A 14,275-nucleotide genomic window follows, 5' to 3' on the forward strand; every position below is an offset into this window, starting at 1 on the left:
ATTGCCTAGATCAATTCGACCTCGTCGAATCCGACGGTCAGGCTGTGCCGCCGCTCGCGGAGTACGCCGCCCTCGCGGTGCACGAGGCCCTCGCTGAAGTCGATGCGTAGCCGGGATCTGCGGGCGTCCACCTCCCGGACGACGCCGCAGATACCGCTGAACGGACCCTCCGGGAAGTAGACGACATCACCTGGACCGTATTCGATAAACCCCACGCCGACACAGTAATTCACGTGGGCGACCTGCGGGCACATGATCGTCCGGCGCTACGCTCGCCGGGTAGGTCGGCCGAGGGACAAGTCGACCCTCGTGGTGATGGCCGGGACGGTCAGCACGGCGTCGAAGGCGTCGGTGATCGGCGCGGGCATCTGCACGCTCTGGCCGCGGATGCTCGACAGCGTCGAACTCGGATCGCGTCGGCGAACGGTTTGCTGCGCTAACGTTTGTCGCGACACGCTGCTCATCGAGGCGTGTTTTCGGCGGGTTGCCGGGTTGTGGCCTACGGGTTCGAATCGGTTCATCCCCAGTTCGGTTGCCGTGGAGCGATGCGGGTGTCACGCTGACTACCGTGTCTATGCCCGAGCGGTCGAACCGGGCCGGGTACGCCGAGATCACTCCGGCCTACCGACTCCTCGACATCGTGCATGCCACCGCACTCGCTCATGCCGAACGGCGGCTGCACCGCGAATTCACCATCCTCTTCGACGCCAATACGATTCACGACTTCCTCCACGACTCCTACGACGAGATCGGCGCGCGAGCGTCGGTGGATCTGTATTTGCCGCTATTGGCCGAGCGCTTCGCGCGGCAGCGGCTGCACGCCCGGGCCAAGGTGGAGGGCCGCATCGAGCATGCGATCCCGGTGGTGCTGTTCCTGTGCACGTTCAATGCCGGGCGTTCGCAGATAGCGCTGGGTTTCTTCGAGCAGTACGCGCACGGACGCGCGCTGGGCTGGTCGGGCGGATCGGAGCCGAGCGGCGCCCTGAACCGCGCGGCGGTCGCGGCCATGGCCGAGATAGGAATCGACATCTCCCACGAGTTTCCCAAGACCTGGACCGATGAGATCATCCGCGCCGCCGACGTCATCGTGACCATGGGATGCGGCGATGTCTGCCCGCTGGTGCCCGGCATCCGGCACGAGGACTGGATCGTGGACGATCCGGCCGGGCTGCCGGTGGCCGAGGTTCGACCGATCCGCGACGATATCGGCGGCCGCGTGACCGAACTACTGGCCAGTCTGCACCTGCCGGTCGCGTCCTGACGCTCTGCCCCGCGCCGAATCCTGAGGTAGGACAGAGGGATGCACAGCATGATCTGGCCGATGCACATATCTGCCGACCGCCTCGACGACGGCGAGGTGTCCTTGCGGTTGTATCGCGCTGTCGATGCTCCGCAGCTGTTCGATGCGGTGCGCGATGAGCGCGCGTGGGAGCATCTCCCCGGCCGAGTGCCCGGGGATTTCGGCGAGCTCGATGCGGATGTGCGGGCGAAAGTGGCTGATGGACAACGTCTCACGTTCGTTGTGCGGCGGGCCGAGGTGGTGGTGGGCCGGACATCGATCCTCTGGGTGCCGTCCGCCCCCGACGGTGTCGAGATCGGCGGAACGCAATTCGACCCCGCCGTATGGGGTAGCGGGATCAACGCGCGGGCCAAGCGGATGCTGATCGAGGAGGTGTTCGCTCGGGGCGCGGCATGGATCCGGCTCCAGACCGATGAACGAAACCACCGCTCGGCGGCCGCAATTCGTAAGCTCGGCGCCACGGATCTCGGCGTACACCCCGACGTTCGTATCCGGCGCGACGGAAGTGCCCGTCGCAGTAGGCATTTCCGCCTGGACCGCCCGAGGGCGTAGCGGGCGCGAAGCCGGGCCGCCTCAGGCGCGCAGGTATCGTTCCGCGCCCCAATAGTCCGGGCCGAACCGCAGCGGGGTGATGCGGACGGGTGCGGTGGAGTCGAACGCCTCGATCATCCGGCCGTCCCCGATGGCCATGGCCACGTGGTAGATCGAGTCGGGGTCGTGGGTGTTGCTGGCGTAGAACAGCAGGTCGCCGGGTTGTAGGTCCTTGCTGTCGACCGCGCGGCCGCGGCCGTCGGTGGCCTGGGGGCCGGCGTCTCGGGACAGGGTGATCCCGTGGACCTGATAGATGGTCGAGGTGAAGCCGGAGCAGTCGAAGCCGAAGGCGGCGCGGCCGCCCCACAGGTAGGGACGGTCGATGAACATGGTCGCGAAACGCACCAGATCGGCGGCCGCGGGATAGGGGATGTCGGTGTCCTTCGCGTAGACGTCGGCGCTGTGGGCGTCCAGCCATTTCGGGCCGCCGTGCGGCGTGGCGACCGCGATCGCGTCGCCCACGCGGTCCAGCACGGGAAGTCTTGTGTTGGCGCTGATTTCGATGTTCCGGCCGCCGAGAGCGGGGTCGTCGAACAGCCAGGCGGTCGGGGTGCGGGCGACGAGCGCGAAGGGGGCGGTGGCCTTCAGGGCGGCGAACTCCGGGCTGGTGGCCAGCTGAACCGTGGGGATCCAGCCGGGATAGCCGAGCGGATTCTTCGGTGTGGGTTGCCCGGGCACCACCACCTCGGACCAATCCCCTTGCTGTCGTAGGACATACACACGGTCGCCGTAGAGCGCCTGTGTCTGGGTGAGATTGCTGGAGGTGAGGGCTTCCTGCTGCGCCGGTGTCATATCGGCGATCCAGCGCGGGATGTCGACCGGATTGGTCAGGGCAGGCTGGTCGACCGGACGGGGGCTGTCCGGTGCGGTCCATACCGTGGCCGCGGCGACGTCGACATAGGCGCTGGGTGGTTCGGATGCATCGGCGCGGGCCGGGATGGGCAGTGCGGCAACGATACTCAGCGCCCACAGCAGCACACCGGGACGGATGGCTCGGCGAGGGAGAGAGCCCATGGCGTTATCCGTTCGGGTCGAGGTTTCCGCGAATCCGGCTCCGATCCCACCTTACCTCCATCGGGCCTGATCACCGCGGATATCGTCCGGCGGGGAGTCGCCGGAGGTGACTGCCGACCCAGCGCGCGAGCCGGTCGAGCAGGACGATCCCGTCGGCGAAGGCGCCCGAGGATGGTTGCGCGCCCAATACCACTGCGGTCCAGCCCGATTCATTGGGTATCACGCCCAGCTGCCGGATCAGATTGCCTTGTTCGTCAGGTCCCCAGCCGCCCTTGGCGGCCGTCCCGGGCAGCCGCGCCAGACCCCATCGGTGTTCGGGATGGAGCGTTCGCATCAGCGCCAGGACATCGGGACCGACCTCGATGCCCGGCAGGTGCGCGGTGAACAGGACCTGTTGTGCGGCAGTCCATTCGGTCTGACCGAAGGGCGTGTACTCCGGCCGGACCCGGCGCGACTGCACCCGCGTGACGGTGTCGCCGCCGTCGCGCAGCACGGCCTCCGTCGCCTCGGCCGCGTCGGCCGGGGGGCCCAGCAGCGACCACAGTCGCTCGGCCGCGGCATTGTCGGAGCGGGTGATCGCCGGGACCACAAGGGTTTTCGCGGATTCCGGGGCCGCCCGCAGCGCGGCGATCGCGAGGGGCACCTTACTGGTCGACCAGGCGACGCCGCCGGTCCATTCGCCGAGCGTGACGGCGCGATCTCCGCCGACCGGGGCGTAGGCGAGCCCGACGGTCCCGGACAGGGTCGCGCTGTAGGAGGCGAAGCTCGAGGCCAGGGATCGGATGTCGACGGACATATCTCAGTATTGTCCGATCTCACCGGAACAAATGTCTCAAAACGGCGATCCGGCTGTGCGCGAGGCGGAAACCCCGCATGCTCGTAGTCGGGAGACAAAGGAGGGCGGGTTATGGCAACCGCCGATTCCACCGGAGGCTCAGGTCTGGCGCGCGGCGCGATCGGGCTGCGCGAGGTGTTGTTCCAATCGGTGACCTCGATGGCGCCCGCGGGTGCGGTCGCGTTATCGATCGCGGTGGGCGCGGGCTATGCCGGTGGCGCGCTGCCGCTCGCCGTGCTGCTCGCGTTGGTGGCCTGCCTGCTGGTCGCGAGTTCGATCGGGCAGCTCGCCAAACATCTGCCGTCGGCGGGCAGTATCTACACCTATCCGGCCGAGGCATTGCATCCGACGATCGGATTCCTGGTCGGCTGGGGGTATGCGCTCGTGGAGGCGTTACTCGGCCCGACGACCACGGTTCTGGTCGGCTATCTCGTGGGTTCGGTGATGCACGACGAATTCGATTGGCCGTTCACGACCACCTGGATCGTCGTCATGATCGTGGCAGCCATTCTGATCGCGCTGCTGAACTATCGCGGCGTGCGGGTCAGCGCGCAGGTGGGGACCGTGCTGGGCCTGTTCGAGATTCTCGTATTCGTCGTGCTGGCGGCATGGCTCGTGATCAAGGCGGGGCCGGGGAACACCGGGGCCGTATTCACGCTGCGTTTCGCGACGGTCCCGGGGTATCACGGGTTTTCCGGTGTCGCCGCGGCGTCGATCTACACCGTTCTCGCGTTCATCGGCTTCGAGGCCTCGGCGCCGCTGGCCGAGGAGGCCCGTAATCCGCGCCGCACCATTCCGATCGCGGTCGTGGCGTCCTGCTGTGTGATCGGCCTGTTCTATGTCTTCACCACCTATGCGGGCGATGTGTACTTCGGGCCGCAGCGCTATGCGACCTTCGGAGGACTCGGCGGCAGCGGGAGCCCGTGGATCACACTGGCCCGCGATGTATGGGGAATCGGCTGGGTGGTGGCGTTTTTCGCGATTCTGAATTCGACATTCGCCAACGGCAATGCGGGCACCCTGGCGACGACCCGCACCTGGTACGCCATGTCCCGGATCGGGCTGCTGCCCGCCGCGCTGTCGCGCACCCATCCGCGATGGAATTCGCCGCATATCGGCGTGCTCGTCCAGTTGGTGCTGACGCTCGCCATCGGCCTGCCGATCGGCATCCATTTCGGCCCGACCGCGGCCTTCGTATTCCTCGCCACGATCCTGTCGGGGGTGATGATCGCCGTCTACATGGTGTTCAACCTGTCGTGCACGATGTTCTACCTGCGCCGCCAGCGTTCGGAATTCAATTGGCTACTGCACCTGGTGATTCCGATCCTCGGCATCGCGGCATTCATCCCCGCCTGGCTCACCGCGCTGGGCATCGGCTCCTCGGCGCTGAAGTTCGTCACGCCACTGACCTACCCGTCGAGCAAGGCGGGCCTGGTCATCGGAGTCTGGTATCTGATCGGACTCGCCGTGCTGGGTTATCTGTCCATGCGGCACCCGGCCCGGCTACCGGAGATGAGACGGGTCTTCGCCGACGAACCGCAGCCGCCGCGCCCGCCCCTGCCCGCCGGGCCGGATACCGATCGTTAGCACGGCATGGATGTCTGCGAGCAATTCGAGCAGATACGGATCGTCGATGCGGTCGAGGGCCGCGGTGATTCAACATCTCCCCCACTCTCGCAGGGCCTTACGCAGCCGCGAAGCCTGCGCCTGCGATCAGGCGAGGCTTCCACTGCTGCGCGGCCCCTCTGCGACCAGGGAATTCGGGCTTACCCCTACTACTCCGGGTCGACCTCGTCGGCCTGCATACCCTTTTGACCTTGAACGGCGACGAACGTCACCTTCTGGCCCTCTTTGAGGCTCTTGAAGCCGCTGCTCCTGATCGCCCTGAAGTGCACGAACAGGTCGTCTCCTCCGCGATCGGGGGTGATGAAACCGAACCCCTTCTCCTCGTTGAACCATTTCACAATCCCGCTTTGCCTGTCGGCCATGCCCACACCGCTTCCTGCGAGGTAGTCGAATCGTGACGGTCAGGATGTCCGCCACCGACTTGATCATCCCCTGCCCGGCATCCGTGGGGAGGATTTCCGGCGCGGTGAGCCGCGGCCGGATCGTCGCGGGACGGTGAATTCGTGTGATGGATACTCGGGGATTGGCCGGTAGCCGGTGGAACGCGGCGCTGAAGGCGCCGGTTTTGCGGTATTCGACCGCGCGGGCGGCGGCGCCGACCGACACGCCGCGGGCGAGGTGGGGTGGTGATCGGATCGACCGGTGCGGGCCGGTGACGGCTGGGCGATTCGCCGGACATCCGCCGAGTGCCGCGCCGATAATGACATCGTCGGGGCGGATGCAGGGAGGTGCCATGCGCGGCAACAGCTTTCTCCGGATATGTGCGCTCATCGGCGTGGCGAGCGTGGCGGCCTGCGGCAACACCGCGACCACCCAGCCCGCGCAGAGCAGCGGCCCCACCTCCGCACCGCAGGCGGCGCCGACGATCACCAGTGAACCGTTCGGCCAGGTGAACGGGACCCCGGTCAGCCGCTACACGCTGGCCAACGGCGGGCTGCGGGTGCGGATTCTCGACTACGGCGGCATCATTCAATCCCTCGAGGCGCCCGATCGGCGGGGTCACGCCGACAATGTGGTGCTCGGATTTCCGACCCTGGACGGATATCTGGCCAGCAATGGCTTTGCGAGTAAACCGTATTTCGGCGCGATCGTCGGCCGCTATGCGAACCGGATCGCCAAGGGCGCCTTCACGATCGACGGTGCGGCGTTCCATGTTCCGGTGAACAACAACGGCAACAGCCTGCACGGCGGAACCTCCGGCTTCGATCAGAAGGTATGGCAGGCGACCCCGCAGAACGGAGCGGATACGGTCGGGCTGCGGCTGCGGTATCTGAGTCCCGCGGGCGAAATGGGTTATCCCGGAACACTCACCGCGACGGTCACCTACACCCTCGATCGCGATGATCGGCTGACGATCGACTACGGCGCGACCACCGACGCGCCGACGGTGGTGAATCTGACCAACCACACGTACTGGAATCTCTCCGGCGAATCTGGCCTGGGCATCTACGACGAAAAGCTCACCCTGAACGCCGACCGCTACACCCCCACCGACGCCACCCAGATTCCCACCGGTCAACTCGCCGAGGTGAAGGGCACGCCGATGGACTTCACCACCCCGACCGCGATCGGCGCCCGCATCACCGACGCCGATCCGCAACTGATGAACGGCCAAGGCTACGACCTGAACTGGGTGCTCAACCGTGGCGACGACACCTCGCTCGTACCGGCGGCCACGGTCGAGGATCCGGCGTCGGGCCGCACGCTGACCATGCGCACCACCCAACCCGGGATCCAGTTCTACTCCGGCAACTTCCTCACCGGGGCGTACACCGGAACCAGTGGACACGCCTATCGGCAGGGCGCGGGGCTGGCCCTGGAGACCCAGCATTTCCCGGACTCACCCAATCACCCCGAATTCCCCACCACCACACTGAATCCCGGCCAGACCTATCACCAGACGACGGTGATCCAGCTCGGCACCGAATAGCGGGCTACCCGAGCGTCAGCAGCGCGTTCTGCCCGGAGACGACGGTCTCGTTGCCATCGACCAGTGCGACCCGGATCTGCACCTGCTGACCCGCCGACAGCGGCAATCCGGTGAGGACCACCACGGTGTCATGGGGACTCCCGTCGCAGGTGATGTCCTTCTGCACACCGGTGGCCGCCGGACGGTCCGCGGTGGGCGCGCCCGCCATCGCGTCGATGGCGACCACCCGGGCCGGGTCATCGCAGCTGTAGGTGACGCCCACGTTGACCGGACCGACGCCGGTGACAGCGATCGTGTCGGCGGCGAGGGCGGGCGGGGCGACCGCGACGGCGGCCGAGGCGATCGCCCCGAAGACGGCCACGACGAGGGCGGGGCGTCGGTGGTTCCGAATAGTCACCATTGATCTTCGACCTCCTGCATAGCGGAAGTAGATCTCGGACGCGCTCAGAGCACCGCAATTCTAGCGGAATACCCATGGTCGGACCGTGAATTCGAGGTCGAGACTTAAGCCTGGCCTTCAAAATCGTTTAGGTTCTTGGTGATTCGCATCACGAACAGATCACGAGCCGTAACGTTACGCGAGCGTTATACATGACTCGAACGAGAGCGGACCAATGGCCTTGCAGAGCACCGACTGGTTCATCACCAGCGATATCACTCCCGAATTCGCGCAGTATCTCCCGGCGGCGAGCGGCGGAGGCCACTGGTCCCTGAGCTGGTTACCCGAGTTCACACTGACTCGCGATCAGGCCATGAGCGGGATGGTGCTGGACGAAACCCTCAGCGATTCCCGCCTGGTCGACAACTGCCTGGCCGCCGAACTGGCCGCCTACCACGCCGCCGAGATCGGTATCGGACTGGAGCTGGCCATGTTCCGGCTGTTCATGCGAACCCTCGACCGCGACAAGCCCCAGCCCGATCGCACCGCTCGGGCGGTCGCCGCATAGCGAGCCGCTCTCATTCCCCAATACTCCGATCCTGCTGGGCGAGCACGAATGCGCCCTGGCCGTCGGAATCCAGTCCGGTATCGAGGATCTTGTCGTCCAGGAAGGCCGCGGCCTTCTCGTCCAGGAAGATCCGGGAGCCTTCGGCGGACAGGACCTGGTCCTGCTCGGCCGGCACCGCCGCGACCGCCAGTTGCAGCGACTGATCACCGTCGTCGGTGAAGATCCGCAGCCCGGCATCCTGCGGTGTGCCCTCCGCGGAGGTCAGCGTGCGAACGGCCTCGAGGGCGGTGGGGGTGAGCATCAACATATGTCCGGTTCCTTCCCGCTGTAGTGAGCATGTCCGCCCGGCTAGATGGCGTTCTCCTACGGGTATCCAGAGATCGGTTCGCGAAACTACCTTTTCGAGGCTGTCGGCGGCCCTGCCTACGATGACCGCCATGAGCAGCAGCCAGCGCCTCCGGATCGTGCCGTCACAGTTCGTCGTGGAGCATCTGCCCAATTCGACCTTTCCCGAGGACGACGAGTGGATCGCGCTGGTGCGAGCGCCGGAGGGCCTCACGGCGATTCGCGAGGCTCCGGCGTGGGCCGAGGGCGAGATCTGGAAGGGGTTCTACAGTGACGGCGCCCACAACCTGCATCAGCCGGGCATGCTGGCCGCGGTGATCGGACCGCTGTCCGAGGCCGGGGTTCCGGTATTCGTCGCCTCGACCTATCACGCCGATCTGGTGCTGGTGCCCGCGCACCGCGTCGAGGAGGCCACGGTCGCGCTGCGCGATGCGGGACACCGCATCGCCGAATAGCGCGACGGCCTAGCGCTGCTGGGCCAGCGTTTCGAGGAGGGCGCGCAGCGGTGTGACCGAGCGCTCGAGCAGTTTCTCCAGATCGGTTCCGGTGGTCGCGAATTCGCCGCGGCGCGATGCCTGGAACATGCCGAGCAGCAGGGTCGCCCGATCCTGCGGTACGCCACCGGCGATCAGGGCGGCCAGCCATTCGGAGTCGTCGGCGACGACGCGCCGGATCGTGCGGCCGGTGAGATCGCCGAGGATCTCGGCGACGTCGGCGAGATCCAGTGCGCGCGGTGGGACCAAAGGCGCTGTGGGCCCGTCGAATCGGCCCTCGTCGGCGAGGATGATCGCCGCGGCCTCGGCGAGATCGGCATGCGCGGTCCAGGACACGGGACCGTCAACCGGGGCGACGAGTTCACCGGTCTCGAGCGCCCGGCCGAGCAGCAGCGGGACGGTACCGGCGTAGAACCCGTTGCGCAGCGCGGTGTACGGCGTGCCCGTCGACGCCAGATATCGCTCGGTGGCGGCGTGGTCGGGCATCGGCGCGAACAACGAATCCGCGGCGGCGCCTTGATGGCTGGTGTACAGGATGCGTTCGGCCCCGGCCGCGCGCGCCGCATCGATCGCCGCGGTATGCAGCTCGACCGCCGAGGAACCGGTCTGGCTCGCGGAGATGATGAACACCTGCGTCGCGCCCTCGAACGCGACCGCGAGGGACCGTGGATCGGAGAAGTCCCCGTGCCGAACCCGCACGCCGCGCGCGGCCTGCTCCTGGGCTCGACCGATATCGCGAACGCTGATGCCCACCCGTTCGGCCGGGACCCGCGTCAGCAGTCGATCGACAACCCGGGTGCCGAGCTGGCCCGTACCGCCGGTAACGATGATCATGTTTCCACCTCTCGGAGCTGCGATTAACAACGATAATATCGTTGTTAGTAACAGTGCTACCAGATCTGCGTTATCATTGGCAACATGCCGGAGACGACAGCAGCTAGCACCGCTAGGAGCGCAACGCGCGCGACCATCGTCGAGATCGCCGCGCGACTGCTGCGCGAACAGGGCACGCCCGCGGTCACCGTGCGCGCGGTCGCGCAGGCGGCGGGCATGCAGGCGCCGACCATCTATCGGTACTTCGAGGACAAGGACGCGCTGCTCGACGCCATCGCCGACCATGTCTTCGCCGCCTACATCGCCGGAAAGACGCTCGCCGAGGATCTCGGCGATCCGATCGCCGATCTGCGGGCGGGGTGGGATACGCATATCGGCTTCGGCCTCACCAATGCCACGCTGTTCGGCCTGCTCACCGATCCCGGCCGACCCCATTCCCCCGCGGCCGCCGCCGGATTGGAGGTGCTGCGGGCACGCGTGCGGCGCGTTGCGGCGACCGGTCGGCTGCGGGTCACCGAACGCCGCGCGGTCGAACTCATCCATGCCGCGGGCACCGGCGCGGTGCTCACCCTCTTGTCCCTACCGCCCGCGGATCGGGATCTCGAATTGGCCGACGCGATGTACGAGGCGGTGCTGCGGTCGATCCTCGTCGACGCGCCGGCGCTGCCCGCCGACGAGACGACCGCGCTGGCCGTGGCGGTCCGGGCGGCGGCACCGAGACTGCCGATGCTCACCGACGCCGAACGAGTCCTGCTGTCGGAGTGGCTGGATCGAACCTGATCCTCATCGAATGAGGTCCTCGACGGCGCTCACCAGGGCGTCGACATCCTCGGTCGTGGTGGCGAAGGAGGTGACCAGGCGCGCGACGCCCGGCCCCCAGCGGTCGGCGTGGAAGCCGAAGCCACGGGAGTGCAGACCCTCGACGACGGGCAGCGGCAGTCGGCAGAACACGATATTCGCCTGTGACGCACCGATGATCGCGACCTCGGGCAGGGCGGCGAGGCCGGTCAGCAGGCGCGCCGCCATGGCGTTGGCATGGCGGGCGTTGTGCAGCCAGAGATCGTCGGTGAGATAGGCGTGGATCTGCGCGGCCTGGAAACGCATCTTGGAGCTGAGCTGGCCCGAACGCTTGATGCGGAAATCGAGTTCGGATGCGAGGGTTCGGTCGAACAGCACGATCGCCTCGGCGGTCATGGTGCCGTTCTTGGTGGTGCCGAACGAGAGGATATCGATACCCGATTTCCAGGTCATCTCGGCCGGACTGCAGTCCAGGGCGACCAGGGCGTTGGTGAATCGAGCGCCGTCCATATGCACGCGCAGGCCCGCGTCCTCGGCGAGGGCGGTGAGGCGGCGGATCTCGGGCAGCGTGTAGACGCTGCCGGTCTCGGTGGCCTGAGTGATGCTCAGCGCCGCGGGCTGGATCTTGTGCACATCGCCCGCCCCGCGCGCGACCACGGCCGCCAGCTCGTCGGCATCGATCTTGGTGTCGTCGCCGCCCAGCGGCACGAATCTGGCTCCGGCGGTGGCGAATTCGGGTGCGCTGGATTCGTCGTTGAGCAGGTGGCTGTCGCGATGGCACAGCACCGCACCCCACGGCGGGGTCATACACGCCAGGCTCGTGACGTTGGCGGCGGTGCCGGTGCTGACGAGCGCGAGATGCACCTCGTGGTCGAAGATCTCGCCGAGTCGCTGTTCCAGGCTGACGGCCCAGCTGTCCGCGCCGTAGGGCGGCGCCTGGCCCGCCGCCGCGGCGACGATCGCGGCGACGATCTGCGGCGGCGCGCCCGCGGTGTTGTCGCTGCCGAATTCCCGAGTGAGCTTGTCCGTGGACGACATGGGTCGATCATCGCCTATGCGGATTACCCACGGCGGCAACGGGGTCGGTGCCTATCCCGTCCGGCGGAAACGGATGACGTCGTGCCAGCGCGTATTGCCCTCGGTGACAAGGAATTCGAACTCAGGGGAACAGCTTGATCGGATTCACCACGTCGGCAACGAGAGTCAGGATCGTGTAGGCGCCGCCGATCACCACGACCACGTACGTCGCGGGTAGTAGCTTCAGATAGTCGACCGGGGCGCCCGGCGGGAGACCGCGCCTGCCGCGCAACAGGTTTCGCAGCTTCTCGTAGAGGACGACCGCGATATGGCCGCCGTCCAGAGGTAGTAGCGGGAGCAGGTTGAAGGCGCCGAGGAAGAAGTTGAGGCTGGCGAGGGTGAGGACGAAGACGTTCCACAGGCCGTGTTCGGCCGTCTCGCCGCCGATCCGGCTGGCGCCGTAGACGCTGATGGGGGTGTCACTATCGCGTTGACCGCCGGTGACGGCGTGCCAGAGGCTCACGACCTTCGCGGGCATATGCGCGAGCGATTGGGCGACATTGACGAACATGGTGCCGGTGAACGAGGCCGAGGCCGGAATCGCCGACACGACATTGTATTTCACCGGATCGTAGGCCAGCATCTGGCCGATTCCGACCTTGGAGACCGTCCGTGGGGTGTCGGTGAGCTTCTTGGTGGTCGGGTCGGCGTAGGTGACCGTCTGCTGCGGGACGACCGTGAAGTCGAGCGTCTGCCCGTCCCGCTTGACGGTGTAGACGATCGGACCGGACTTGTTCTGGGTGTTCTTCTGGAGGTCGTCCCAGGACTTGATCGGCGTGCCGGCGATCGCGGTCACCAGATCGCCGCGCTTCAGTCCGGCGGCCTCGGCCGGACCGACTCCAGTGCACGGCACGGCCTTCTGCCCGTTCGGCTGCTCGGTGGGCACACAGCTGGGCGTCCCGATCATCGTGTCCGGCGGGGTGTCGCTCAGCCGGGGCAGACCCCAGACGACGGCCATCAGCATGATCAGCAGAAAGCCGAGCAGGAAGTTCATGAAGATGCCGCCGAACATCACGACCAGCCGCTTCCACGTGGCCTGCCGGTACATCGCCCGGTCCAGATCGCGCGGATCGATCTCATCCAGCGCGGTCATTCCGGCGATATCGCAGAATCCACCCAGAGGCAGCGCCTTGAGGCCGTATTCGGTCTCACCGCGCCGGAACGAGAACACCTTCGGCCCGAATCCGATGAAGTAGCGCCGCACCTTCATGCCGGTGGCCTGCGCTGCCCACATATGCCCGCACTCGTGCAGTGCCACCGACACCGTGATGCCCAGCGCGAACAGCACGAATCCGATAGCGAAGCCCATACGGTCTCGAACCCTCCTGCGTCAGTCAGCCAACGTGCGCCCGCGCACGCTCCCGCGCCCACGCATCGGCCGCGAGCACTTCGTCCAAGGTAGCCGGTTCGGCGCGCCAACGGTCGGCCGACTCGACCACACCTGCCACGGTGCGCACGATATCGGGGAATCGCAGCCGTCCGTCGAGGAAGGCCTGCACGGCGATTTCGTTGGCGGCGTTGTAGACCGCGGTCACGCATCCACCCGCCTTACCGGCCTCGCGGGCCAGCTCGACCGCGGGGAAGACCTCGTTGTCGACCGGGGCGAACTCCCAGGCGAACGATTCGGTGAAGTCCAGTGGCGCGAGCACGCCGGGGACCCGATCGGGCCAGCCCAGCGCCAGCGCGATCGGCAGCTTCATATCGGGCGGGCTGGCCTGGGCGATCGTGGAACCGTCGGTGAAGGTGACCATGGAATGCACGATGGACTGCGGGTGCACGGTCACATCGATAGCGTCGTAGGCGATGCCGAACAGCATATGCGCCTCGATCAGCTCCAGGCCCTTGTTCACCAGCGTCGCCGAGTTCAGCGTATTCATCTGACCCATCGACCAGGTCGGATGCGCCTTGGCCTCGGCCGGGCTGACCGATTCGAGCATCTCGGTGCTCCAGCCCCGGAACGGGCCGCCCGAGGCCGTGAGCACCAGCCGGGCCACCTCGGATTCGCGGCCGCCACGCAGACATTGGGCCATCGCCGAATGTTCGGAGTCGACGGGCACGATCTGGCCGGGCGTGGCCGCGCGGGTCACCAGGGAGCCGCCGGCGACCAGCGATTCCTTATTGGCCAGGGCCAGGCGGCGACCGGACTGCAGCGTGGCCAGCGTCGGGCCCAGGCCGAGCGAGCCGACCAGCGCGTTGAGCACCACATCGGCCTCGGTGCGCCGGACCAGTTCGGTGGCGGCGTCCGGACCGGCAAGGGTCACACCGAGTTTCGCGGCGGCCGCCGGATCGGCGACAGCGACGTTGGTGGTGCCGGTGGCCCGCATCTGCTCGGCCAGGAGCTCGGTGTTACCGCCACGCGCGGCCAGACCCACGACCTGGAACCGCTCCGGCTCGGCCGCGATCACCTCCAGCGCCTGCGTGCCAATGGAACCGGTGCTGCCCAGCAGCAGGACTCTCACGATGTCGGACACCCTCGTATTGTCG

Annotated in this window: 18 protein-coding genes; 7 read left to right on the forward strand and 11 right to left on the reverse strand. The window is 67.1% G+C overall.

What is annotated here, in order from left to right:
* Nucleotides 1-5: 5 nt before the first annotated feature.
* Entirely contained in the window at nt 6-215 is a 210-nt protein-coding gene (locus tag ACIA76_RS38145) for a hypothetical protein (protein WP_397159443.1), read from the reverse strand.
* Between the two features lie 51 nt (nt 216-266).
* Nucleotides 267-464 (reverse strand): hypothetical protein, encoded by a 198-nt coding sequence (locus ACIA76_RS38150; RefSeq protein ID WP_397159445.1) that lies wholly within the window; start codon nt 462-464, stop codon nt 267-269.
* A gap of 110 nt (nt 465-574) precedes the next feature.
* Between ACIA76_RS38150 and ACIA76_RS38155 the strand changes: the two genes are divergently transcribed.
* Both ACIA76_RS38155 and ACIA76_RS38160 read left to right on the forward strand, forming a co-directional pair.
* Nucleotides 575-1,261 (forward strand): arsenate reductase ArsC, encoded by a 687-nt coding sequence (locus ACIA76_RS38155; protein WP_397159547.1) that lies wholly within the window; start codon nt 575-577, stop codon nt 1,259-1,261.
* 60 nt (nt 1,262-1,321) lie between these two features.
* The gene (locus ACIA76_RS38160) at nt 1,322-1,852 is read left to right on the forward strand and encodes a GNAT family N-acetyltransferase (protein ID WP_397159447.1); all 531 of its coding nucleotides are present in this window, start codon (nt 1,322-1,324) and stop codon (nt 1,850-1,852) included.
* A gap of 21 nt (nt 1,853-1,873) precedes the next feature.
* On the opposite strand, the gene ACIA76_RS38165 is transcribed toward ACIA76_RS38160, so the two are convergent.
* Together ACIA76_RS38165 and ACIA76_RS38170 are read right to left on the reverse strand one after the other, a co-directional pair.
* On the reverse strand, nt 1,874-2,905 hold the full coding sequence (locus ACIA76_RS38165; protein WP_397159449.1) for an NlpC/P60 family protein: 1,032 nt from the start codon (nt 2,903-2,905) through the stop codon (nt 1,874-1,876).
* 70 nt (nt 2,906-2,975) lie between these two features.
* On the reverse strand, nt 2,976-3,701 hold the full coding sequence (locus ACIA76_RS38170) for a hypothetical protein (RefSeq protein WP_397159451.1): 726 nt from the start codon (nt 3,699-3,701) through the stop codon (nt 2,976-2,978).
* Nucleotides 3,702-3,812: 111 nt separating this feature from the next.
* Between ACIA76_RS38170 and ACIA76_RS38175 the strand changes: the two genes are divergently transcribed.
* Nucleotides 3,813-5,327: an APC family permease gene (locus ACIA76_RS38175; RefSeq protein ID WP_397159453.1), complete on the forward strand. Its 1,515-nt coding sequence runs from the start codon at nt 3,813-3,815 to the stop codon at nt 5,325-5,327.
* 188 nt (nt 5,328-5,515) lie between these two features.
* On the opposite strand, the gene ACIA76_RS38180 is transcribed toward ACIA76_RS38175, so the two are convergent.
* Nucleotides 5,516-5,728 carry a cold-shock protein gene (locus ACIA76_RS38180; protein WP_397159455.1) on the reverse strand — a complete coding sequence of 71 codons (213 nt, stop codon included), beginning with the start codon at nt 5,726-5,728 and terminating at the stop codon, nt 5,516-5,518.
* 371 nt (nt 5,729-6,099) lie between these two features.
* On the opposite strand from ACIA76_RS38180, the gene ACIA76_RS38185 reads away from it, so the two are divergent.
* The gene (locus ACIA76_RS38185; RefSeq protein WP_397159457.1) at nt 6,100-7,296 is read left to right on the forward strand and encodes an aldose epimerase family protein; all 1,197 of its coding nucleotides are present in this window, start codon (nt 6,100-6,102) and stop codon (nt 7,294-7,296) included.
* Nucleotides 7,297-7,300: 4 nt separating this feature from the next.
* Here the strand turns inward: ACIA76_RS38185 and ACIA76_RS38190 are convergent, their stop codons facing one another.
* Entirely contained in the window at nt 7,301-7,696 is a 396-nt protein-coding gene (locus tag ACIA76_RS38190; protein ID WP_397159459.1) for a hypothetical protein, read from the reverse strand.
* A 214-nt stretch (nt 7,697-7,910) separates the two neighbouring features.
* Between ACIA76_RS38190 and ACIA76_RS38195 the strand changes: the two genes are divergently transcribed.
* Nucleotides 7,911-8,243 carry a hypothetical protein gene (locus tag ACIA76_RS38195; RefSeq protein ID WP_397159461.1) on the forward strand — a complete coding sequence of 111 codons (333 nt, stop codon included), beginning with the start codon at nt 7,911-7,913 and terminating at the stop codon, nt 8,241-8,243.
* 10 nt (nt 8,244-8,253) lie between these two features.
* On the opposite strand, the gene ACIA76_RS38200 is transcribed toward ACIA76_RS38195, so the two are convergent.
* Complete coding sequence (locus ACIA76_RS38200) at nt 8,254-8,550, reverse strand: hypothetical protein (RefSeq protein ID WP_397159463.1); 297 nt, start codon at nt 8,548-8,550, stop codon at nt 8,254-8,256.
* A gap of 130 nt (nt 8,551-8,680) precedes the next feature.
* Here ACIA76_RS38200 and ACIA76_RS38205 point away from each other — a divergent pair, with 130 nt between their 5' ends.
* Nucleotides 8,681-9,043 (forward strand): ACT domain-containing protein, encoded by a 363-nt coding sequence (locus ACIA76_RS38205; protein ID WP_397159465.1) that lies wholly within the window; start codon nt 8,681-8,683, stop codon nt 9,041-9,043.
* 9 nt (nt 9,044-9,052) lie between these two features.
* Here the strand turns inward: ACIA76_RS38205 and ACIA76_RS38210 are convergent, their stop codons facing one another.
* Nucleotides 9,053-9,916, reverse strand: a complete 864-nt coding sequence (locus ACIA76_RS38210) for an NAD(P)H-binding protein (protein ID WP_397159467.1) — start codon at nt 9,914-9,916, stop codon at nt 9,053-9,055.
* Nucleotides 9,917-10,000: 84 nt separating this feature from the next.
* Here ACIA76_RS38210 and ACIA76_RS38215 point away from each other — a divergent pair, with 84 nt between their 5' ends.
* Nucleotides 10,001-10,696, forward strand: a complete 696-nt coding sequence (locus tag ACIA76_RS38215) for a TetR/AcrR family transcriptional regulator (protein WP_397159469.1) — start codon at nt 10,001-10,003, stop codon at nt 10,694-10,696.
* 3 nt (nt 10,697-10,699) lie between these two features.
* Here the strand turns inward: ACIA76_RS38215 and ACIA76_RS38220 are convergent, their stop codons facing one another.
* The 3 genes from ACIA76_RS38220 to dxr all read right to left on the reverse strand — a co-directional run bounded on the left by ACIA76_RS38220 (nt 10,700) and on the right by dxr (nt 14,262).
* Nucleotides 10,700-11,752, reverse strand: a complete 1,053-nt coding sequence (locus ACIA76_RS38220) for a threonine aldolase family protein (RefSeq protein ID WP_397159471.1) — start codon at nt 11,750-11,752, stop codon at nt 10,700-10,702.
* Between the two features lie 121 nt (nt 11,753-11,873).
* Entirely contained in the window at nt 11,874-13,100 is a 1,227-nt protein-coding gene (locus ACIA76_RS38225) for a M50 family metallopeptidase (RefSeq protein WP_397159473.1), read from the reverse strand.
* Between the two features lie 25 nt (nt 13,101-13,125).
* Nucleotides 13,126-14,262, reverse strand: coding sequence for a 1-deoxy-D-xylulose-5-phosphate reductoisomerase (gene dxr, locus ACIA76_RS38230; protein WP_397159475.1), 1,137 nt, complete (start codon nt 14,260-14,262; stop codon nt 13,126-13,128).
* Between the last annotated feature and the right edge of the window lie 13 nt (nt 14,263-14,275).

Origin of the sequence: Nocardia sp. NPDC051570, assembly GCF_044454005.1 — a bacterium.
In the GTDB taxonomy this organism is placed as follows: domain Bacteria; phylum Actinomycetota; class Actinomycetes; order Mycobacteriales; family Mycobacteriaceae; genus Nocardia.